The sequence below is a fragment of the Janthinobacterium sp. 1L-D-8-B-C4 genome (assembly GCF_057291295.1).
The window spans coordinates 196,618-217,026 of sequence record NZ_JBXAVX010000009.1 but is presented as its reverse complement, the minus strand read 5'-3'; the positions used below and the strand labels follow the sequence as shown (position 1 = coordinate 217,026).

The 20,409-nt window shown below is 62.0% G+C and carries 18 protein-coding genes; 9 read left to right on the top strand and 9 right to left on the bottom strand.

Annotated features, from left to right (window positions below):
- Nucleotides 1–124: 124 nt before the first annotated feature.
- Nucleotides 125–358, top strand: coding sequence for a hypothetical protein (locus AC0Z42_RS17350; protein WP_485469445.1), 234 nt, complete (start codon nucleotides 125–127; stop codon nucleotides 356–358).
- Between the two features lie 7 nt (nucleotides 359–365).
- On the opposite strand, the gene moaD is transcribed toward AC0Z42_RS17350, so the two are convergent.
- Genes moaD through thrC form a run of 3 tightly spaced genes read right to left on the bottom strand, consistent with a single transcriptional unit; the run spans nucleotide 366 to nucleotide 3,348 of the window.
- Nucleotides 366–623, bottom strand: a complete 258-nt coding sequence (gene moaD / locus AC0Z42_RS17345; RefSeq protein WP_485469444.1) for a molybdopterin converting factor subunit 1 — start codon at nucleotides 621–623, stop codon at nucleotides 366–368.
- A gap of 11 nt (nucleotides 624–634) precedes the next feature.
- Nucleotides 635–1,858 (bottom strand): molybdopterin molybdotransferase MoeA, encoded by a 1,224-nt coding sequence (locus AC0Z42_RS17340; protein ID WP_485469443.1) that lies wholly within the window; start codon nucleotides 1,856–1,858, stop codon nucleotides 635–637.
- The gene (thrC, locus tag AC0Z42_RS17335; protein ID WP_485469442.1) at nucleotides 1,858–3,348 is read right to left on the bottom strand and encodes a threonine synthase; all 1,491 of its coding nucleotides are present in this window, start codon (nucleotides 3,346–3,348) and stop codon (nucleotides 1,858–1,860) included. Before thrC ends, AC0Z42_RS17340 begins: the two co-directional genes overlap by 1 nt.
- Before the next feature lie 193 nt (nucleotides 3,349–3,541).
- Between thrC and AC0Z42_RS17330 the strand changes: the two genes are divergently transcribed.
- Nucleotides 3,542–4,282 (top strand): AAA family ATPase, encoded by a 741-nt coding sequence (locus AC0Z42_RS17330; RefSeq protein WP_485469441.1) that lies wholly within the window; start codon nucleotides 3,542–3,544, stop codon nucleotides 4,280–4,282.
- 120 nt (nucleotides 4,283–4,402) lie between these two features.
- Here AC0Z42_RS17330 and AC0Z42_RS17325 read toward each other — a convergent pair whose 3' ends face one another.
- From AC0Z42_RS17325 to kbl, 3 genes are read right to left on the bottom strand one after another with little or no spacing between them, the layout of a single operon-like run.
- On the bottom strand, nucleotides 4,403–5,791 hold the full coding sequence (locus tag AC0Z42_RS17325; protein WP_485469440.1) for an L-serine ammonia-lyase: 1,389 nt from the start codon (nucleotides 5,789–5,791) through the stop codon (nucleotides 4,403–4,405).
- Nucleotides 5,792–5,841: 50 nt separating this feature from the next.
- Nucleotides 5,842–6,807 carry an NAD-dependent epimerase/dehydratase family protein gene (locus AC0Z42_RS17320; RefSeq protein WP_485469439.1) on the bottom strand — a complete coding sequence of 322 codons (966 nt, stop codon included), beginning with the start codon at nucleotides 6,805–6,807 and terminating at the stop codon, nucleotides 5,842–5,844.
- Nucleotides 6,808–6,829: 22 nt separating this feature from the next.
- Nucleotides 6,830–8,050: a glycine C-acetyltransferase gene (gene kbl / locus AC0Z42_RS17315; RefSeq protein WP_485469438.1), complete on the bottom strand. Its 1,221-nt coding sequence runs from the start codon at nucleotides 8,048–8,050 to the stop codon at nucleotides 6,830–6,832.
- 201 nt (nucleotides 8,051–8,251) lie between these two features.
- On the opposite strand from kbl, the gene AC0Z42_RS17310 reads away from it, so the two are divergent.
- The 6 genes from AC0Z42_RS17310 to AC0Z42_RS17285 all read left to right on the top strand — a co-directional run bounded on the left by AC0Z42_RS17310 (nucleotide 8,252) and on the right by AC0Z42_RS17285 (nucleotide 14,095).
- Complete coding sequence (locus tag AC0Z42_RS17310) at nucleotides 8,252–8,827, top strand: helix-turn-helix domain-containing protein (RefSeq protein WP_092797454.1); 576 nt, start codon at nucleotides 8,252–8,254, stop codon at nucleotides 8,825–8,827.
- Nucleotides 8,828–8,918: 91 nt separating this feature from the next.
- Nucleotides 8,919–9,845 (top strand): STM4015 family protein, encoded by a 927-nt coding sequence (locus tag AC0Z42_RS17305; RefSeq protein WP_485469437.1) that lies wholly within the window; start codon nucleotides 8,919–8,921, stop codon nucleotides 9,843–9,845.
- A gap of 20 nt (nucleotides 9,846–9,865) precedes the next feature.
- Nucleotides 9,866–10,960: an STM4014 family protein gene (locus tag AC0Z42_RS17300; protein WP_485469485.1), complete on the top strand. Its 1,095-nt coding sequence runs from the start codon at nucleotides 9,866–9,868 to the stop codon at nucleotides 10,958–10,960.
- The gene (locus tag AC0Z42_RS17295; protein WP_485469436.1) at nucleotides 10,957–11,796 is read left to right on the top strand and encodes an STM4013/SEN3800 family hydrolase; all 840 of its coding nucleotides are present in this window, start codon (nucleotides 10,957–10,959) and stop codon (nucleotides 11,794–11,796) included. The genes AC0Z42_RS17300 and AC0Z42_RS17295 overlap by 4 nt, the downstream gene beginning before the upstream one ends.
- Entirely contained in the window at nucleotides 11,793–13,169 is a 1,377-nt protein-coding gene (locus AC0Z42_RS17290) for an STM4012 family radical SAM protein (protein WP_485469435.1), read from the top strand. Before AC0Z42_RS17295 ends, AC0Z42_RS17290 begins: the two co-directional genes overlap by 4 nt.
- Nucleotides 13,163–14,095: an STM4011 family radical SAM protein gene (locus AC0Z42_RS17285; RefSeq protein ID WP_485469434.1), complete on the top strand. Its 933-nt coding sequence runs from the start codon at nucleotides 13,163–13,165 to the stop codon at nucleotides 14,093–14,095. The genes AC0Z42_RS17290 and AC0Z42_RS17285 overlap by 7 nt, the downstream gene beginning before the upstream one ends.
- Nucleotides 14,096–14,764: 669 nt before the next feature.
- Here AC0Z42_RS17285 and AC0Z42_RS17280 read toward each other — a convergent pair.
- Together AC0Z42_RS17280 and AC0Z42_RS17275 are read right to left on the bottom strand one after the other, a co-directional pair.
- Nucleotides 14,765–15,217, bottom strand: a complete 453-nt coding sequence (locus tag AC0Z42_RS17280) for a VOC family protein (protein WP_070246640.1) — start codon at nucleotides 15,215–15,217, stop codon at nucleotides 14,765–14,767.
- Between the two features lie 379 nt (nucleotides 15,218–15,596).
- Entirely contained in the window at nucleotides 15,597–17,795 is a 2,199-nt protein-coding gene (locus AC0Z42_RS17275; RefSeq protein WP_485469433.1) for a prolyl oligopeptidase family serine peptidase, read from the bottom strand.
- A gap of 331 nt (nucleotides 17,796–18,126) precedes the next feature.
- Here AC0Z42_RS17275 and AC0Z42_RS17270 point away from each other — a divergent pair, with 331 nt between their 5' ends.
- Entirely contained in the window at nucleotides 18,127–19,914 is a 1,788-nt protein-coding gene (locus AC0Z42_RS17270; protein ID WP_485469432.1) for a GGDEF domain-containing protein, read from the top strand.
- Here AC0Z42_RS17270 and AC0Z42_RS17265 read toward each other — a convergent pair.
- Nucleotides 19,911–20,372 carry a DUF6386 family protein gene (locus AC0Z42_RS17265; protein ID WP_485469431.1) on the bottom strand — a complete coding sequence of 154 codons (462 nt, stop codon included), beginning with the start codon at nucleotides 20,370–20,372 and terminating at the stop codon, nucleotides 19,911–19,913. The two genes, AC0Z42_RS17270 and AC0Z42_RS17265, sit on opposite strands and share 4 nt — an antisense overlap.
- Nucleotides 20,373–20,409 lie beyond the last annotated feature (37 nt).

Genomic DNA, 20,409 nt, shown 5'->3' with positions numbered 1-20,409 from the left:
GAAAACCCCGGCATTTTAGTCGAGATATGGCCGCCAGATGGCAACCAGGCCGCAAATTAGTGCATACTGAAGCGAGAAACGGCCATACAACCGCTTTTACGACGATAAAATACAGGAGAGTGACATGGGTGCAGGTTTCTGGATTTCCCGCTATTTGCTGGCCAGCGGCATTTTATTCATCATCTTGACCGTGGTCGAGTACAGCAAGGGCAGCACCAGCCAGGCCGACATTTTAAGCGCGCTGGCCTGGTCGCTGGTGGCCTCGGCGATCTTTATCGGCTCCAAATACTGGCGCTTCCGCAAGGCGATCGCATGCGCCACTTGCAGCGATGCGACCAATCCGGTCAAGCGGCGCTAAGCGCCTGTCACCCGCCCGTCACGGGCGGGAAAAACGCCACTTCATCACCATCGGCGACTGGCGTATCAGCCTTGCACATCAGCTGGTTGTGCGCCGTGCGCAGCAGCCTGCCTTCGCCCAGGGCGTCGGCCCAGTTGCCGCCGCGCGCCACCAGCACGGCGCGCAGCTCGCCCACGGTGGTGGTCGCTTGCGGCAGCTCCAGCATTTCCTGGCCTGTGCCCACCAACTCGCGCACGCTGGCAAAAAAACGCAACTGTATCTTCAAAACCTGCTCCTTCAATACAACAATTCGTTAAACGGGATAAACCGCAGCAGGTCGCCGCGCGCGATTGACAGACCCGGCGGGCAGTCGATCAGGCCGTCGCCCCACACGGTGGAGGTCAGCACGCCCGAACTCTGGTTGGCGAACAGTTCCAACTCGCCCTCGTCGTTGATTTTCGCGCGCAGGAACTCGTTGCGCCGGTCGGCTTTGGTGCGCTCGAAGGCGGCCGCCAGCTGGTAGCTGCGCGGTGCCACGCTGCCGGTCACACCCTGCAAGCGCAGGATAAACGGCCGCACGAACAGCAGGAAAGTGACAAAACTCGACACCGGATTGCCGGGCAGGCCGACAAAAAAGGCCTGCTCGACTTCGCCGAACGCCAGCGGCTTGCCCGGCTTGACGGCGATCTGCCACATGCTCAAACGCCCTTCCGCTTCCACCGCCGGCTTGATATGGTCTTCCTCGCCGACCGATACGCCCCCCGAGGTGATGATCAAATCGCTGCCCTGCGCCGCCCGCAACAGCACGGCGCGCGTGGCGTCCAGGGTGTCGGGCACAATGCCCAGGTCGTCGATCTCGCAGCCGAGGCTTTCCAGCAAGCCGCGCAAGGTAAAGCGGTTCGAGTTGTAGACGGCGCCGGGTGGCAAAGGCTGGCCCGGCATGGCCAGCTCGTCGCCGGTGGAAAACAGCGCCACGCGCAGTTTGCGAAGCACCGGCAGCCGTGCCAGTCCCACCGACGCGGCCAGGCCCATTTCCTGGCTGCGCAGGCGCCGGCCCGCTTCCAGGATCACGCTGCCGGCGCGGATATCTTCGCCCTGGCGGCGCACCCATTCGCCCGCCTGCGGTAGATGGTCGATGGTGACCACGCCGTCGCTCAAGGTGCACTGCTCCTGCATCACCACGCAATCGGCGCCTTCCGGTATCAAGGCGCCGGTAAAGATACGCGCCGCCGTCCCCGGCTGCAAGGGCTGGCCCACATGGCCGGCTGCGATGCGCTGCGACACCGGCAAGCTGGCCGCGCCACTGGCGCAGTCAAGCGCGCGCACGGCATAGCCGTCCATCTGCGTGTTGTCGCGCTCGGGCACGTTCAGGGTTGAGGTTTGCGCGGCCGCCAGCACGCGGCCGTTGGCGTGCATGGTGTCGACCAGCTCGACATCGATCACCGGCCTGGCGGAGGCGGCCATCAAGGCCAGCGCCTCGGCCACCGACAGCATCGGCTTGCGTTCGGTAACGTCCGCCATCACAGTCCCGTATGCTTGGCGATATACGCCTGCATCTTGGCCACGTCGGTGTCCATCACGACGAATTTTTGCGGCAGGTCTTCGATGTTCTCGAAGCCTGCCGGGCGTTCCGCGTCCACGCCCAAGGCATCAAGAATGGTTTCGTTGAACTTGGCCGCCAGCGCCGTTTCCAGCACGATCATCGGCACATTCACCTCCAGGTGCTCGCGCGCGACCTTGATGCCGTCGGCCGTGTGGGTATCGATGGTGATGCCGTAGTCGTCGGCCACGTCGCGGATGGTGTCGAGGCGGTCCTTGTGGGTCGACTTGCCCGACTTGAAGCCATACTTGGCGACTTGCTTGAATTCGTCGCCGTCGCTGCCCGGTTTGCCGGACAAATCAAAACCGCCATGCGTATCGACCTTGGCAAACAGGGCTTTCACGCGCGCGCTGTCGCGGCCGACCAGGTCGTAGACGAAGCGCTCGAAGTTCGAGGCCTTGGAAATATCCATCGACGGGCTGCTGGTGTGGTAGGTTTCGGACGACTTGCGCACACGGTAGACGCCGGTGCGGAAGAATTCGTCAAGCACGTCGTTCTCATTGGTGGCAGCCACCAGTTTCGAGATCGGCAGGCCCATCATGCGCGCGATATGGCCGGCGCAGATATTACCGAAGTTACCCGAAGGTACCGTGAACGACACCTTTTGATCATTGCTGGTGGTCGCCGCCAAGTAGCCGCGGAAGTAGTACACCACCTGCGCCACCACGCGCGCCCAGTTGATCGAATTGACGGTGCCGATCTTCTGTTTCGCCTTGTACGGCAGGTCGTTCGACACGGCTTTCACCATGTCCTGGCAGTCGTCGAACACGCCTTCGATGGCGATATTGTGGATGTTCGGGTCTTGCAGGCTGAACATTTGCGCACTCTGGAAGGCGCTCATCTTCTTGTGCGGCGACAGCATGAAGACGCGGATGCCTTTCTTGCCGCGCATCGCATATTCGGCGGCGCTGCCGGTGTCGCCGGAAGTGGCGCCAAAGATATTGAGTTCGGCGCCGGTCTTGGCCAGCGTGTATTCGAACAGGTTGCCCAGCAATTGCATGGCCATGTCCTTGAACGCCAGGGTCGGGCCGTTCGACAGCGCTTGCAGGATCAGGGTGGTCGAGCCGCCCTTGACGAGGTTTTCTTCGAGCACGCGCAGCGGCGTGATGTCGGCGGCGTTTTCGCCAGCGCGGGCATTGCGGTAAACCGCCTTGGTATAGGTCTTCGCGGTCAGCGCCTTCAGGTCCGCTTCCGGGATATCGGTGGCGAACTTCTTCAGGATTTCGAATGCCAGGTCGGCATACGACAATGTGCGCCAGGCATTGAGCTCGGCACCGCTGACTTGCGGATAGTGTTCAGGGAGATACAGTCCGCCATCGGGGGCCAGGCCGCCCAGCAGGATGTCGGAAAATTGTTGCGACTGTTGCGATTGCGATGGCGCTTTGTCAGCGCGGGTAGACACATAGTGCATGAGAGTAGAGTCCAGTTGAGCTGATAGCGGTGAAAATAATGGCAAACGAGCCGATATTATAGTGCCAGCCGCCCTGCTCGCGCCATCGCACGCGGTTCGCAGGTCAAGAAACCGGGCCCCCATGCTGGCGCACGCGTGCAATTTGCGCCACACTCGCTTGCATAACCGATTCGAGGCTTGCCCGGGAGACGCCATGACCATCAGTAAAAAGCCCTATCTGCAAAGCGCCGCGCTGCGGCCGGACGCCGTGGTCGATCTGGAACGCTACCCGTTTACCATCCCGGCCATTCGCGACTTCGTGCAGATGGATTTCCATCGCGATGTGACGTTTTTCGTCGGCGAGAACGGCAGCGGCAAGTCGACCATGCTCGAAGCGCTGGCCGTGGCGCTGGGTTTCGGCAAGGATGGCGGCACACGCAGCGTGCGCATCACGGCCGTATCGGACCAAGTCTCGGGCCTGCATGAACATCTGCGCCTGAGCAAAAGCTACAAGAAGCCGGACGACAGCTACTTTCTGCGCGCCGAGAGCTTTTTCAATGTCGCCAGCTATATGGACGAAATGCCGGAATACCTGGCCAGCTACGGCGGCAAGTCGCTGCACGCGCAGTCGCACGGCGAAGCCTTCATGGCCACCATGCTCAACAAGCTGCGCGGAAAAGGACTGTATCTGCTGGACGAACCCGAGGCGGCGTTGTCGCCGAGCCGCCAGCTGGCGGCGCTGTCGGTAATCCACCAGCTGGTGAAAGACGACTCGCAACTGATCATCGCCACCCACTCGCCGATTCTGCTGGCCTACCCGCATGCGAAGATTTTCATGTTTACAGGCGGCGGCATCCACGAGGTGGCGTATGAAGACACCGAGCATTATGCGGTGACGCGCGATTTTTTGAACAATTATCCGCGGAGGCTGGATCAGTTGTTTGAGGAGGAGTGATGGTTCGTGGTGATGTCGGCTTACGCGCGTAGCGCTAAGCCGACCTACGCCGACCCGCTGAGTGCGTCATACCGTAGGTCGGATTAGGCCGCAGGCCGTAATCCGACAACCACCAGCGCCTCAACAAGCCGCGTGGTTGACGGTAATGACGTGCACGGCCAGCCCCCCCAATGACGTTTCCTTGTACTTGTCCTGCATGTCCGCGCCCGTCTGGCGCATCGTTTCGATCACTTCGTCGAGGCTGACGAAATGCGTGCCGTCGCCGTTCAGGGCCAGCGAGGCGGCGGTGATGGCTTTCACGGCGCCCATGCCGTTGCGTTCGATGCAGGGGATCTGCACCAGGCCGCCGATCGGGTCGCAGGTCATGCCCAGGTGGTGCTCGATGCCGATTTCGGCCGCGTTTTCGATCTGTTCATTGCTGCCGCCCAGCGCCGCCACCAGGCCGGCCGCCGCCATTGCGCAGGCCACGCCCACTTCGCCCTGGCAGCCCACTTCGGCGCCCGAGATCGACGCATTGCGCTTGCACAGCATGCCGATCGCGGCGGCCGTCAGCATGAAGCGGCGCACGCCGCCAACCGGATCGCTAGGACGGCAATCCTCGGCGTAGTAGCGCAGCACGGCGGGGATAATGCCGGCCGCGCCGTTGGTCGGCGCCGTCACCACTCTGCCGCCGGCCGCGTTTTCCTCGTTGACGGCCATCGCATACAGGCTGACCAGGTGCACGGCATCGTGCGGCAGGTCGTTGGCGCGGTTGTCGGACGCTTTTGCGTCCTGCGCCTGGCGCCACAGCTTGGCCGCGCGGCGCTTCACATTCAGGCCACCGGGCAGATTGCCGGTGGTGTCCAGGCCATGCGCGATACACTCGCGCATCACGTGCCAGATGCGGTCCAGGCCTTCGTTCAATTCGGCCTCGCTGCGGCGCACGCCCTCGTTCGCGCGCAGCATGTCCGGAATCGACAGGCCACTGGCCACGCCATGGGCCAGCAACTGATCCATGGTGTCAAACGGGAACACCGGTTGCGCGCCAGGCGCCGCCGGCACCGGCACTTCGCCCGCCTCGCGGATAAAGCCGCCGCCGATCGAGTAATACACCTTGTCGACGCGCGTGCCATCAAGCAGCTTCAGGGTAAAGCGCATGCCGTTCGGATGCTCGGGCAAGGACTCGCTCTTGTGCCACAGCAGGCCGGTCGCCGCCGTAAACGGCACCACGTGCGTGCCCAACAGCGCAATCTCGCCAGCCGCTTCGATGGCGGCCAGCTTGCTGTCGACCTGGTCGGGCGCCACGTCCTGCGGCGTTTCGCCCATCAGGCCCAGGATCACGGCCTTGTCGGTGGCGTGACCGACGCCGGTCAGCGCCAGCGAGCCATACAGCGCGGCTTCCACGCCGATGACGTTATCCAGGGGGCCGTATTCGACCAGGAAGCGCCGCGCCGCCACCATCGGCCCCACCGTATGGGAACTCGACGGCCCGATGCCGATCTTGAACAGGTCAAATACGCTCATATCCATTGCTTGTCTCTTTACTTTTATCGTGTTTTATAGTGCCGCTGACTCTGTGTTCAGGCAGCTTTTTCCGACTGCCCGACATCGACATTGGCCAGCATGTCGGCCACCATCTGCTCGACGCCGATGCTGGCCGTCCAGCCCCAATCCGCATGGGCCGTGCTGTCGTCCAGGCTTTGCGGCCAGCTGTCGGCAATCGCCTGGCGGCTGTCCGGCGTGTAGCCGATCTTGAAATCGGCGACTTTGGCGGTGATGGCTTGCGCCAGTTGCTCCGGGTTGAACGACACGCCGGCCACGTTGTACGAGGAGCGGATCTTGATCGATTCCGCCGGCGCATCCATCAGCTCGATGGTGGCGCGGATGGCGTCGGGCATGTAGATCATCGGCAAGGTGGTGGCCGCATTCAGGAAGCAGTCATAACGCTCGCCGCGCAGCGCCGCATGGAAAATCGCGATGGCGTAGTCGGTGGTGCCGCCGCCCGGAGGCGACTTGTAGCTGATGATGCCCGGGTAGCGGATGCTGCGCACGTCGACGCCGTACTTGGCGTGGTAGTACTCGCACAGGCGTTCGCCAGCGAGTTTGCTGATGCCGTACATCGAGGTCGGGTCCATTACCGTCATCTGTGGCGTATTCACCTGCGGCGTGTTCGGGCCGAAGGCAGCAATCGACGACGGCCAGAAGATGCGCAGCGGTTTGCCCGCCTCGCCGCGTTCGCGCGCCAGCTCCAGGATGTTGAGCAGGCCATCCATGTTCAGGCTCCAGGCCTTCAGTGGCGCCGCTTCGCCGGTGGCCGACAGCATCGCCGCCAGCTGGTACACCTGGGTGATGTTTTCGGTGGCGATGATCTGCGCCAGGCCGTCCTTGTCAAGCACGTTCAGCTGCGCATAGCGCTTGGCTTCGTAGACGTTCTTGGCGCCGATATCGCTGGCGATGACGTTGTCCGCGCCGTGCTGCTGCGCCAGCGCGCCGACCAGTTCACTGCCGATCTGGCCGTTTGCGCCGATGACTAAAATGCGTTCCATGCTGTTTTCCTAGACTCTGTTATTAGTTTGTAGCGGTCTTGATCAGACCGAGTTCCTGGCCAGCCTGCTCGAAAGCTGCCAGCACCGTCACCAGCTGCTCGCGGGTATGGGCAGCGGACAGCTGCACCCGCACGCGCGCCTGGCCCATCGGCACCACCGGATAGAAAAAGCCCGTCACCAGCACGCCCAGCTCATACAGGCGGGCGGCAAATTTCTGCGCCACCGGTGCGTCGAACAGCATCACCGGCACCACCGGATGGGTGCCCGGCTTGATGGTAAAGCCGATGCGCTCGATCTCGCTGCGGAAAAATGCCGTGTTCTCGTGCAGGCGGTCGCGCAGTTCGGTCGACTTGGCCAGGCGCTCCAGTACCGACAGCGAAGCGCCGGCAATCGATGGCGCCAGGGTGTTCGAGAACAGATAAGGGCGCGACTTCTGGCGCAGGGTGTCGATCACTTCCTTGCGCGCCGAGGTAAAGCCGCCCATGGCGCCGCCCAGGGCCTTGCCCAGCGTGCCCGTGATGATGTCGATGCGGCCCATTACATTATGGTGTTCGTGCGTGCCGCGGCCGGTGGCGCCCATAAAGCCCGAAGCGTGGCATTCGTCGATCATCACCAGCGCATCGTATTTGTCGGCCAGGTCGCAGATCTTGTCGAGCTGGGCGATCGTGCCGTCCATCGAGAACACGCCGTCGGTAACGATGACTTTATGGCGCTTGCCGGCGGCAATCGCGGCCTGCAGCTGCACTTCCAGGTCGGCCATGTCGTTGTGCGCATAGCGGTAGCGGCCGGCCTTGCACAGGCGGATGCCGTCGATAATCGATGCGTGGTTCAGCGCATCCGAGATGATGGCGTCGTTCTCGTCAAACAGCGGCTCGAACACGCCGCCGTTGGCGTCGAACGCGGCGGCGTACAAGATCGTGTCTTCGGTGCCGAGAAAACTTGAAATCGCCTGTTCCAGTTCCTTGTGCACGGTTTGCGTGCCGCAGATAAAGCGCACCGACGACAGGCCATAGCCGTATTTTTCTGTGGCTGCAATCGACGCTGCCTGCGTTTGCAGGTCGCCCGACAGGCCCAGGTAGTTGTTGGCGCACATATTGATCAGGGTGCGGCCATCGTCGCACACCACTTCAGCGCCCTGGCGCGAGGCGATCACGCGCTCGGGCTTGTACAAGCCCTGCTGGCGCAGTTGATCGAGGTTCTGTTGCAGACCGCTGAAAAAGGTGTTCTTCGCTTGCTCGCTCATGATGATCCTTGTGTCCGTGTTGGGTTGCCGCCATAGGGGAAAAGCCGCTGCTTGACCGGTGTACGCCGCATGCTGTACCTTGGGCCGTGGTTCGGAGTTTACACGTTTTTCCTGAACCACCCTTGAAATCCACTATGTCGAACTAAAATTCAATATAATGGATATTACCCAAGCCTATTGAACTTTGCAAGCCAGCCGCCGATGAAAACCAGTGTTTCGACCAATTCTCCGCCCGAAGTGGGCGCCACCTTGCAACGGTTGCGCCTGGCGCGCGGCCTGACACTGGAGGATTTGTCGCGTATTGCGGGCGTCTCGAAGTCCATGCTGTCGCAGATCGAGCGCGAAAAAGCCAACCCCACCATCGCCATTACCTGGCGCCTGGCCAACGCGCTGGGCGTGCAGATCGGCGAATTGCTGTCCAGCGCCGAAAAAGCCGTGGAAACCATTCGCGTCACCGACGCCCACGAGACCCCCACCCTGCCCGGCGACCATGCCGGCTACGTGCTGCGCATCCTGGGGCCGATGGAACTGGCCGGCAAATATGAATGGTATGAAGTGACCCTGGCGCCGGGTGGCGAACTGGCGTCGCAGCCGCATGACCCGGGCACCACCGAACACTTGACCGTCATCCACGGCAACCTGGAACTGGAAGTGGGAGCGGCGAAAAAAAAGGTCAAGAACGGCGGCACCGCGCGCTATCCGGCCGACCAGCCGCACACCATACGCAACCTGGGCAAGACCGAAGGCAAGGCTTTGCTGGTGGTGATCCACCGCTAGATTCTGTCCAGCGGTGTGCAAGAAGCCCTTGCGCCCATGCTAAGATTTTGGAATAGATAATATTTCCAATGCCTTTCATGGAGCCTGCGCAATGACCATTTCCGACAGCACCACCACCTTCCACGGCAAGAAAGTCGTGCAGTACGACGCAGATATCGCCTTCGATCCGTCCCCCGAGGTGGTGTACCGCTTGTCGCTCGAATACGACGACGAGCGCAAGATGCCGGACCTGATCGCCGCCTTTTTGGAAAAGGCCGACAAGGCGACGCTCGAAGCCCTGATCATCGGCATGTGGGGCGACCCGTACGAAGCGGGCGCCGACGAGGTGATCGCCGCGCTGGCAAGCCATGCGCCGCAGCTGCCAAAGCTGCGCGCGCTGTTTATCGGCGACATGACGTACGAGGAATGCGAAATTTCATGGATCGTGCAAGGCAGCTACAAGCCACTGCTGGACGCCTTCCCGCTGCTGGAAGAACTGCGCATCCGCGGCGGCAATGAATTGACGCTGGAACCGTTCGCGCACCAGAACCTGCGCAATTTCACCATCGAATCCGGTGGCCTGGATGAAAAGATCGCGCAGGCATTGAGCGAATCGAGCATGCCGAAGCTGGAACACCTGGAGCTGTGGCTTGGCACGGACGACTACGGCTTTTCAGGCGACGTGGCGCTGTACCGCAAAGTGCTGGCGCAACTGGCCACGCCCACCCTGCGCTATCTTGGCCTGCGCGATGCGCAGATCGCCGACGAACTGGCCGTCTGGCTGGCTGGCGAGCCGCTGCTGGCCACCATCACCACCCTCGACCTGTCGCTCGGCACGCTTGGCGACGTGGGCGCCGAAGCGCTGCTGCACGGCACGCAACTGGGCAATCTGACGCGCCTGGACCTGTCGCACCACTATATCTCGGAAGCGAACCAGGAAAAACTCGGGGCCTTGCCGTTCGAGGTCGTGCTGGATGATCCGCAGGAAGACGACGAGGACGATGGCGAAGTGTATCGCTACGTGGCCGTCGGCGAGTAAAGAGGGTAGTCTTGTCCTCGATGATTTTGCTGGCGACAAAAGGCAGCAAGCGCGTGCGGCTGATGCAGGCGGCGCGCGCGCAACTCGGCCTGCCGCCGGCAAACGTGCTTGAATGGCGCGACTGGCTGGCCGAACCATCCTTGCTCGACGCCGCCCTCGACCAGCCTACCCTGTTCAAGATCGAGCCGCCTGGCGACGATCCGGCGGCGCATGTGCAGCTGCTGCACGAAGGCTGCCGCCTGCTTGGCCGCGCGCCCGTGCGTGCGCCCGAACATGGCGAACTGCTGGCGATGGATGCCTGGTTTGCAGGTTTTTCCAGCGCCATGGTGCGTTTGGCGCGCCAGCTGGACGCCCTGCCCGGCGCACAGGTTGTCAATACGCCGGGCGAGATTACCCTGATGACCGACAAACTGACTTGCCAGCGCCACCTGGCCGAGCATGGCGTGGCGATCCCCGCGCTGCTCGGACGTATCGATGGCTACGATCATCTGCAGTCGCTGCTGCGCGAACACGATCTCGATCGGGTTTATCTGAAGCCGCGCTATGGCTCGTCCGCCTCGGGCGTGGTGGCGTATCGCAGGAACAAAACCGGCCGCCAGCAGGCCACCACCTCGGCCAGCCTGGTGCGCGTGGGTGGCGAAACGCGACTGTTCAATGTCAAGCGCATCGCGCGCCATGAAAAAGCCGCCGATATCGCCGCCCTGGTCGACGCGCTGGCCGCGCAGGAACTGTATGCGGAAGCCTGGCTGGACAAGCCACGCTGCGGCGACAGCCATTACGACCTGCGCGTGGTGGCGATTGCCGGCCAGCCCGCGCACCGGGTGGCGCGCCTGGGCAAGCAAATGATGACCAATCTGCACCTGGACAACCAGCGCGCCGACGCCGCCAGCCTGTTGAACCAGGCGGACATGGCGGCGCTGGAAGCGGCAGTGCTGCAGGCGGCGCAGGCCTTTCCCGCCAGCGGCGTGGCCGGCTACGACCTGGTGGTGCGCCGCGGCCAGGCCCACGTGCTCGAGGCGAACGCCTTTGGCGACCTGCTGCCTGGCCTGTTGTGGCAGGGGCGCGATACCTATGCATACCTATGCAGCGCAGCTGCACATGTTGAGCCAGCATGACTGACACCGCCATGCCCGACATGAACGCCATCGTGGGCAGCCACGATATTGTCTTCATTACGCTCGATACCCTGCGCCACGATGTGGCGCAGGCCCTGTTCGAGGCCGGCGAATTGCCGGTGCTGGGCCGCTTCCTGCCTGCTGCGGGCTGGGAACGGCGCCACTCGCCGGCCACCTTTACCTACGCCGCGCACCAGGCCTTCTTTGCCGGCTTTTTGCCAACGCCAGCCGCGCCCGGCCGCCACCCGCGCCTGTTTGCCAGCGCGTTTGCCGGCAGCGAGACCACCGCGCCACGCACCTTCGCGTTCGAGGAAGCCAGCATCCCCGCAGCCCTGGCCGCGCGCGGCTACCGCACCGTCTGCATCGGCGGCGTGGGTTTTTTCAACAAACAAACCGCGCTGGGCAAGGTGCTGCCGGCGCTGTTCCAGGAAAGCCACTGGAGCCCGGGCATGGGCGTGGCGGGCCGCCATTCGACCGAAAAGCAGGTGGCGCTGGCCATCAAACTGCTGGCGAAAAACGCCCAACGTACCTTTTTGTTCATCAACGTGGCCGCGTTGCACACGCCGAACCGTGCCTACCTGCCCGGCTGCCGGCTTGATAATCTCGACAGCCACGCGGCCGCGCTGCGCTATGTGGATGGCGCGCTGGCACCGCTGTTCGACGCCTGCGCCGCGCGCGCGCCGACCTTTGCCATCGTCTGCTCGGACCACGGCAGCGCCTATGGCGAAGACGGCTACCGTGGCCACCGCGTGGCGCACGACAGCGTCTGGAACGTGCCGTACGCGCATTTTTTCATTGAATCTTCACCACCGCATTCCCAGGGAGCCGCACCGTGAATCCATCCGAACAGCCGGGTACCCTGGCGCAGCGCATGCGCCACACGCCCTACCAGGCGTATTCGTATTCCTATCCGCACAAGGCGGCCTACCGCAGCTTGCCAGCCACGCCGCTGGCACCGATCTGGGCGCAGCAGGACCGCTCCGCCCTGTTCGCGTATATCCATATTCCGTTCTGCGAAATGCGCTGCGGCTTTTGCAATCTGTTCGCCATGGCGCGCCCCGGCGCCGACATGGTGGAGCGCTATGTGCAGCAGGTGCTGGTGCAGATGCGCGCGATGGACGGCGCCCTGGGCGAGCGGCGCTTTGCACGCTTCGCGCTCGGTGGCGGCACGCCGACCTATCTGTCGGCGGCGCAGCTCGATACCTTGCTGTGCGGCGCGCGCGACATCCTCGGCATCGATTTGCAGCAGACTCCGGCCGGCATCGAAGCCTCGCCAGAGACCATCACGGCCGAGCGGCTGGCGGTGTGCCGCGCGCACGGCATCGACCGGGTCAGCCTGGGCATCCAGAGCTTTGCCGCCGCCGAAATGCGCGCGCTGGCGCGGCCGCAGCAAAATTCCACCGTGCGCCAGGCGATTGCGCTGATCCGCGAGGCCGGCTTTCCGACTTTGAATCTGGACCTGATCTACGGTATTGCGGGGCAGACGGTGGCCAGCCTGCTGGCCTCGATCGACAGTGCACTGGCGTTCCAGCCGGAAGAAATCTATCTGTACCCGCTGTACGTGCGCGAGCAAACGGGCCTGGGCAAGATAGCGCGCCGCCAGGGCGCCGAGACACTGAACCCCATCATGCTGGCGCGCGATGGCGACAGCCGCCTGATGCTGTACGCGGCCGCGCGCGACCATCTGCGCGCGCAAGGCTATGTACAGGTGTCGATGCGCATGTTCCGTGCGCCGCATGCGCCGAGTGACGCCGGCCCGTCCTACTGCTGCCAGAACGATGGCATGGTGGGCCTGGGCGCGGGTGCGCGTTCGTACACCTCGCAGCTGCACTATTCGAGCGAATACGCGGTGGCCCGCACGGAGACGATAGGCATTATCGACAACTACCTGGCGCTGGACGAGGCGCGCTTTGCACAGGCCGAACATGGCTATCTGCTGGGCCAGGAAGACCAGCAGCGCCGCTACGTGATCCAGTCGCTGCTGACGGAGCCAGGCCTGGACTGCGGTGCGTACTTGACCCGTTTCGGCACTGACTACCTGGCGGACCTGCCGCAACTGGCCGAACTGTTTGCACTGGAACTGGTGACGCAGGAAGGGCCGCTGCTGCGCCTCAATGACCGGGGCTATGCCTACGCCGACACCATCGGTCCCTGGCTGGCATCGAACACGGTGCGCGCGCTGATGGCCGAAAGCGGCCAGGCATGCTGACAGCGCAAGCCGGGAGCTTGTCCTTCCTGTACCGGGGCACGCTATCGAGCTGCAATTACGCCTGCGCCTACTGCCCGTTTGCCAAGAAGCGCGACAGTCGCGCCGTGCTGGCGCGCGATGCGCGTGAAGTGGCCCGCTTCACCGACTGGGTCTCTCACCAGAAGCGCGCCATCAGCGTGCTGTTTACGCCGTGGGGCGAAGCGCTGGTGCGGCGCCACTACCGCAGCGCCATGCACACCCTGGCGGCCCTGCCCCACGTGAAACAGGTGGCGCTGCAAACGAATCTGTCCGGCCCCCTGAACTGGCTGGTCGGCATGGACGGGCTGGAAAAGATCGGCCTGTGGTGCACGTATCACCCGGGCCAGGTTACGCTGGCGCGCTTTTTAGAGCGCTGCATGCGCCTGGACGCCATGGGCGTGCGCTATTCGGTCGGCGTGGTGGCGCTGCATGAACATTACGACGCGATTCAAGCGCTGCGCGCGGCGCTGCCGCCGCACGTCTACCTGTGGCTGAACGCCTACGACCGGCGCGGCCCCGGCTATTACAGCACCGAAGACCTGGCCTGGCTCGATAAAATCGACCCGTGGTTTTTGCAGAACCGCCGCCCCGTGCCTTCACGCGGCAAGGGCTGTTACGCCGGCGAGACGGCGCTGTCGGTCGACGGCAACGGCGAGCTGACGCGCTGCCACTTCGTGCCCGAGCGCCTGGGAAATCTGTACCAGGATGAGCTGGCCGACATGCTGCAGGAACGCAGCTGCCCGCGCTTCAAGTGCGACTGCTATATCGGCTATGCGCAGCGCAAGGATTTGCCGTTTCAGCAGCTGTTTGGCGACGGCGTACTGGCGCGCCTGGGCGCCTGGGCGCCGGTTGATAATCAGGTGCAAGGTCTGCCGCCGAGTGCTGCCAGAAGCGGACGTTCACGTTGATGTGACAATGCGTGACTTTTCTCGCTTGGTAATTCGTTATGCTCAGAGGCCGCAGGCGGCCAACTCCGTACATTGACCAGCTCCACAAATCAGTTTTTCGCACAGTCCGATCATGACCACATTGCGTAAAGCAATTATCCTGGCAGTCTTTTTTTCGATGATAAGCGCTTGCGCAGCGTTGTCATATGCAGCACCGTGGACGGACATATCGTGGCGGCACGCGTTGCTTGGGACAGGTTCCTTCGGTTGTCTCGGATTCTTACTCGGGGGGATATACGCCTTCGATCCGGATTCCGACTTGAAGATCAAGTCCAGTGCAATCGGTCGGATGTCATTCGGAGTCATAGCCTCGTTAATATTGTCCGCTTTGTGGCACTGGCCGCTTGAAGGCGTTGCGCTCGCAATCCTTATTGGTGCTGTGCTTGGGTATTTAGGCATGATGTGGGCAAAATTTGCCGACTTTTGACGATAGGGCTCAATGTCTGCAACGGGACGGAAACTGCCAACGACGGCAACCGGCCAGAAGCCGCCGTTCGTGTACAGCCGCTGCTTTCGCCCAAACGAGCTGTTAATCGCACCGATGATGCACCGCCCAGCTGATGCCGAAGTTATTCTCCGTCTTACGTCTACCAGATAGCAACCAAGATAAAGTATTCACTGACAGGCAGTTCACTCCGGATGTTGCATAAGTTCTATGGTGTGGCCGTCAGGTCCTCGGGTGTAGACCATGATTGTTCCGCTAGGCGCAGTTTGCGGTTCGCCGGTTGCCGTCCATCCATAAGGGGCCATGCGATTTAGCATTGCGCGAAGATCGGTCACGGCAAACGTCAAATGAGCCGAACCGACGTCGCATGGACGTTGTTTCAAAACCACGCGGTCTTCCGGCGAATCGTACTCAATCAGCTCAACTCTATATCCATCGGGACCCTCTAGAAGAGCGTTTCTTAAATAAGCCCCCGACACCCCGACCACTTGTTCCATCGCGTGCCCACCGCCAAGCTCTTTGCGGTACACGAGTTGAAAGCCGAGGACCTCAGTCCAGAAATCAAGTACGCCATTGATCGACGCGACAGTCAGCCCAGTGTGCTCGGTGCGCAATACGGTAGAGGTTTGGTCGTTCATAGGTGCATCCTGTTAACAGTCGAGGCCGCAGATTTATGCGAGAGTTAAGAATCCAGTCTGGATTTCCCCCATTACTTTAACAGATGACCGTTATGGGGCGGTAGCTGCCGTTCAGCGACGAGCCACGAAGTTTCCTTGCTTCATCAGCGCACTAGGGAAATACGTCACCACCCAAGTCGCCGGCCCAGGCTCCCGGGCCAAGCGGGTCTGAAAAATGTCGAGGGCAAGGCGCGGCGACGCAGACAGTACGCTAGTACGGCGAGGAGCTGCAACGCCGCCATCGGCATTTTCTCGGGTCCGCGTTTCCGGCCCGCCATGATCAGTCTTTAAAAGCCAAAGAAGCGCGGAGAAAAGACCCCCGCGCTTCTCAAAGCGAAGCTTACTGCGCTGCCACCTTCGCCGGCTCAGCCATCACTGCTGGCGTCATCTTCAACGCCTTGCTCAAAAAGCCCCAGCGGTCCGCCACTTCCTCGATCTGCTTGGCGGTCGGCTTGCCGGCGCCGTGGCCGGCCTTGCTGTCGATGCGGATCAGCACCGGTGCCGCGCCGCCTTGCGCGGCCTGGGCGGCGGCGGCGAACTTGAAGCTGTGGGCCGGCACCACGCGGTCGTCATGGTCGGCGGTGGTGATCATGGTGGCCGGGTAGCAGCCGCCCGTTTTCAGGTTGTGCAGCGGCGAATATTTCACCAGCGCCTTGAACTGTTCGGCATCGTCCGATGAGCCATAGTCAGGCACCCAGCCCCAGCCCACGGTGAACTTGTGGAAGCGCAGCATGTCGAGCACGCCCACTTGCGGGATCGCCGCGGCGAACAGGTCCGGGCGCTGCGTCATGGCGGCACCAACCAGCAGGCCGCCATTGCTGCCGCCGCCGATCGACAGTTTCGCCGGCGAAGTGACCTTGTTGGCCACCAGCCATTCGGCCGCGCCGATAAAGTCGTCGAACACGTTTTGCTTGTTCAGCTTGGTACCGGCCTGGTGCCAGGCTTCACCGTATTCGCCGCCGCCGCGCAGGTTGGCCATCACGTAGACGCCGCCCATTTCGACCCAGGCCAGGTTGGCTACCGAGAACGCTGGCGTGAGCGAAATATTGAAGCCGCCGTAGCCGTACAGATAGGTCGGATTGCTGCCATCGAGCTTCATGCCTTTTTTCGAGACGATGAACATTGGCACCCTGGTGCCGTCGCGGCTGGTGAAGAACTGCTGGCGCACGTCAAACGCGTTCGGGTCGAAATCGACTTTCGGCTGGCGGTACACGGTGCTCTTGCCGGTCTTCATGTCGTAGCGGTAGATGGTGGCGGGCGTGGTGAAGCTGGTGTACGAGTAAAACGTTTCCGTATCCATGCGCTTGCCACTGAAGCCGCCGGCCGAACCGATGCCGGGCAATTCCACTTCGCGCACCAGTTTGCCGTTCAGGTCGGTGATGGTGATCCGCGTCTGCGCATCCTTCAGGTAGTCGAGCACCAGCTGGTTGTTCAGGATATTGGCCGACACCAGGGTCTGCTCGCTTTGCGGCACGATTTCCTTCCAGTCGGCCGGCAGCGGTTTGCGCGTGTCGATGGCAATCACGCGCGACTTCGGCGCATTGTTGTCGGTGGCAAAGTAGAACACCTGGCCGACATTGTCGATAAACGAATACGAGGCGTCGAATTCTTCCAGCAGGCCCACGACCTTGGCGTTCTTCTGGCGCAAGTCCTTGTAGAAAATGCGGTTCTTGCGCTCGGTGCCCTGGGTGGCCGTGATGATCAGGTAATTGCCGTCATCGCTGACCTTGCTGCCGCCAAACGCCCATTCCTTCTGGTCGGGACGGTCGAACACCAGCACGTCGGCGCTTTGCGGCGTGCCCAGCTTGTGGAAGTACAGTTTCTGGAAGTAATTGATATCGGCCAGCTTGGTCGCTTCCTTCGGCGCGTCGTAGCGGCTGTAGAAGAAACCGGTATTATCGCGGGTCCACGATGCGCCCGAGAACTTGGCCCATTTGATCTCGTCGCTCAAGTCCTTGCCGGTGTCGATATCGCGCACTTTCCACTCGTTCCAGTCGGAACCGGAAGCGGCCGTCGCATAGGCCAGGAACTTGCCGTTCGGGCTGATCGAGGTGCCGGCCAGCGCCACCGTGCCGTCCGCCGACAGGGTATTCGGGTCCAGCAGCAAACGCGGCTCGTCCGTCAGTTTCTTGACCGTATAGAGCACGGCCTGGTTCTGCAGGCCGTCGTTGCGCGTGTAGAAATAGCGGCCGCCCTGCTTGGTCGGCGTGGTGAAACGCTCGTAGTTCCACAGTTTCGTCAGGCGCTGCTTGATCGCTTCGCGCTCGGGGATGGTGCCCAGGTACGATTGCGTCAGCTTGTTCTGCTCGACCACCCAGTCATGCGTCTCGGCGCTGTTGGCGTCTTCCAGCCAGCGGTATGGGTCGGCAATGGTGGTGCCGAAATAGCTGTCTTGCTGGTCCACTTTCTTGGTCACCGGATAGGTCACCGCCGGGCTGTCGCCGGCTGCACAGGCTTGCTGTACAGCGGTTTGCGCCAGGGCATTGCCACCGAAAGCGGCCAGCAGACTGAATACGAGGGTTGCACTACGTAATTGCATGGGTGGATGGTCTCATTGTTGGATGTGAAGAAAGCAGGCCTGCGGCTGCCCATGTTGGCTATCGCCAACATAAATCATAGCGCTTATCCCAGCTTTTAATGCACAGTTATGCCGGCCTTTCTCCGTCTTTTATTTGGACATTTCATCAAGCTGTCATAAAACATATTTAATATAGGCAACATGATCATGGTCCATTCGGTGACCGTGCCACAATCCAGCACCACCTTTCACCATGCACACATTCGCCCTTTCTTCCGCCATGTCCGTCCCGGACCCAGCGCTACCAGCGAATGTGGCCTATTTGAAACCGCCGGTTTCGTCACCGCTGCCCATGACCGTCGAATCCGCCGATGTACTGCACGAGATCCTCGCCGGACGCAAATTGAGCGCCCTGTTCCAGCCGATTATCCAGATGGCCAGCGGCAATATCATCGGCTACGAGGGATTGATACGGGGCCCGTCCGACAGTCCGCTGCATGCGCCGATGAATCTGTTCAAGGTGGCGCGTGCCTGTGGCCTGACCCTGGAGGTCGAGCATCTGTGCCGGCAGGTAGTGCTGGAACGCTTTGCGGAACTGGATCTGCCGGGCAAGCTGTTTCTCAACGTCAGCCCCGAATGTCTGCTGCTGCGCAATGCGCGCCACGGCGAAACCCTGGAATACATCGCGCAGATCGGCATCAATCCGGAACGGGTGATCATCGAGCTGACGGAAAACCAGCCCACCTATGATTACGAGCTGATGCGCGAAGCGGTGCTGCACTACCGTAACATGGGTTTCCAGATTGCCATCGATGACCTGGGCGAAGGCTTTTCCAGCCTGCGTTTATGGTCGGAACTGCGGCCGGAATACGTCAAGATCGACATGCATTTTATCCAGGGCATCAATAATGACCCGGTGAAGCTGCAGTTCGTGCGCTCGATCCAGGAGATCGCCGAAAAGTCGGGCACCCTGGTGATTGCCGAAGGCATCGAGGCGCAGACTGAATTGCTGGTCCTGCGCGACCTGGGCGTGGCGTTCGGCCAGGGCTATCACCTGGGCCGGCCCAACGCCATGCCGGCGCGCGCGCTGCCGGCCGAAGTGGTGCAGGCGCTGGGACGCAACGGCGTGGCCGTGTATCCGCAGCGCAGCAGCCTGGAAAAGAATGGCGCCAGCATCCGCAAGCTGCTGCACCGGGTGTCATCGATCTCGACCGCAAAAAACAATAACGAGGTCTACCAGATTTTCATGCAGGAACCCAAGCTCATGATCATTCCGGTGGTGGACGACGGCGTGCCGCTGGGCCTGATCAGCCGCTTCGACATGATCGACCATTTTGCCCGCCCGTATCAGCGCGAACTGTACGGCAAGAAATCGTGCAGCGTGTTCATGGACGCCAGGCCGTTGATCGCCGACCATGAAACGAGTTTGCAGGAACTGAGCTACATCATGGCGCAGTCGGACGCCCACCATCTGTACAACGGTTTCATTATTACCGAGCACGGTCGCTACATGGGCATGGGCACCGGCCACGACCTGATGCGCGAAATCACGCAGATGCAGATCAATGCGGCCCGCTACGCCAATCCGCTCACGCAATTGCCCGGCAATGTGCCGATCAACGAGCATATCGACCGCCTGCTGCACAGCGCCACGCGCTTCTGGGTCTGCTATTGCGACCTCGACCATTTCAAGCCCTTCAACGATGTCTATGGCTACCGCAAGGGCGACGACGTGATACAGCTGACGGGCGAAATCCTCGGCAGCCATTGCGATCCGAACCGCGACTTCATCGGCCATATCGGTGGCGACGATTTCATGATCCTGTTCCAGAGCGAAGACTGGGAAACGCGCTGCCAGGCCATGCTGGACGACTTCGCGGCCGCCATCCTGGCCTTCTACAGCGTGGACGACTGCGAACGCGGCGGCTATATCAGCGAAGACCGGCAGGGGAAAAAAGTATTTTATTCGTTGATCAGCCTGTCGCTGGGCGTGATCAAGGTGTCGGCGCAGCAGTATTACACCCACCACCAGATTGCCACGCAGGCGGCCGAAGCCAAGCGGCAAGCCAAGAAAATCCACGGCAACAGCCTGTTCCTCGATCGGCGCCAGGCGCCGGCGCCACGGCCGGACGCTGCTTAAATCCGCACCAGCCCGGTAAAGCCGTTGTCGCCACGATCACCGTGCAGGAATGCCAGCGCTATGCGGCCATCGTTGCGGCGCGCCAGCACGCGGTAGTTGCCAGGCGCCAGCTGCACGAACATGCCGCCGAACACTGCTTCCGGCTCCAGGCCGTCGGCCGTCACTTCCTCTGCCGCGCCGATGAACACGCGGCCTGACTCCACCTTCAGGTTAACGCTCACTTGAGGATCAGCAAGATCATCGGTCAGTTCGACGGCATACGCGCCATCGCTGCCCAGGTTCAGGAACACCACATGGCCCGCATTAACTTCCGCCAGTTCGGCGCTGGGGATGCTCCACCAGTCGGCGTCGTCGGCCAGTCTGTGGCGCATGCCGGCCACGTCGAACACGCACATGGTGGCGGTGTCGGTGACGAAAGTACAGGTGTGTGCAGCGTTGCCGCCGGTCTCGCTTGCCATGGCGCAGCCCTTTCCATATTTTTGCCAGGAAAGAGTA

Excerpts from the sequence above, each read along its gene's own strand:
- AC0Z42_RS17350 (WP_485469445.1), top strand. The coding sequence starts at position 125 with ATGGGTGCAGGTTTCTGGATTTCCCGCTATTTGCTGGCCAGCGGCATT.
- AC0Z42_RS17340 (WP_485469443.1), bottom strand. The coding sequence starts at position 1,858 with ATGGCGGACGTTACCGAACGCAAGCCGATGCTGTCGGTGGCCGAGGCG.
- thrC (WP_485469442.1), bottom strand. The coding sequence starts at position 3,348 with ATGCACTATGTGTCTACCCGCGCTGACAAAGCGCCATCGCAATCGCAA.
- AC0Z42_RS17330 (WP_485469441.1), top strand. The coding sequence starts at position 3,542 with ATGACCATCAGTAAAAAGCCCTATCTGCAAAGCGCCGCGCTGCGGCCG.
- AC0Z42_RS17325 (WP_485469440.1), bottom strand. The coding sequence starts at position 5,791 with ATGGATATGAGCGTATTTGACCTGTTCAAGATCGGCATCGGGCCGTCG.
- AC0Z42_RS17320 (WP_485469439.1), bottom strand. The coding sequence starts at position 6,807 with ATGGAACGCATTTTAGTCATCGGCGCAAACGGCCAGATCGGCAGTGAA.
- kbl (WP_485469438.1), bottom strand. The coding sequence starts at position 8,050 with ATGAGCGAGCAAGCGAAGAACACCTTTTTCAGCGGTCTGCAACAGAAC.
- AC0Z42_RS17310 (WP_092797454.1), top strand. The coding sequence starts at position 8,252 with ATGAAAACCAGTGTTTCGACCAATTCTCCGCCCGAAGTGGGCGCCACC.
- AC0Z42_RS17305 (WP_485469437.1), top strand. The coding sequence starts at position 8,919 with ATGACCATTTCCGACAGCACCACCACCTTCCACGGCAAGAAAGTCGTG.
- AC0Z42_RS17300 (WP_485469485.1), top strand. The coding sequence starts at position 9,866 with ATGATTTTGCTGGCGACAAAAGGCAGCAAGCGCGTGCGGCTGATGCAG.
- AC0Z42_RS17295 (WP_485469436.1), top strand. The coding sequence starts at position 10,957 with ATGACTGACACCGCCATGCCCGACATGAACGCCATCGTGGGCAGCCAC.
- AC0Z42_RS17285 (WP_485469434.1), top strand. The coding sequence starts at position 13,163 with ATGCTGACAGCGCAAGCCGGGAGCTTGTCCTTCCTGTACCGGGGCACG.
- AC0Z42_RS17280 (WP_070246640.1), bottom strand. The coding sequence starts at position 15,217 with ATGAACGACCAAACCTCTACCGTATTGCGCACCGAGCACACTGGGCTG.
- AC0Z42_RS17275 (WP_485469433.1), bottom strand. The coding sequence starts at position 17,795 with ATGCAATTACGTAGTGCAACCCTCGTATTCAGTCTGCTGGCCGCTTTC.
- AC0Z42_RS17270 (WP_485469432.1), top strand. The coding sequence starts at position 18,127 with ATGACCGTCGAATCCGCCGATGTACTGCACGAGATCCTCGCCGGACGC.
- AC0Z42_RS17265 (WP_485469431.1), bottom strand. The coding sequence starts at position 20,372 with ATGGCAAGCGAGACCGGCGGCAACGCTGCACACACCTGTACTTTCGTC.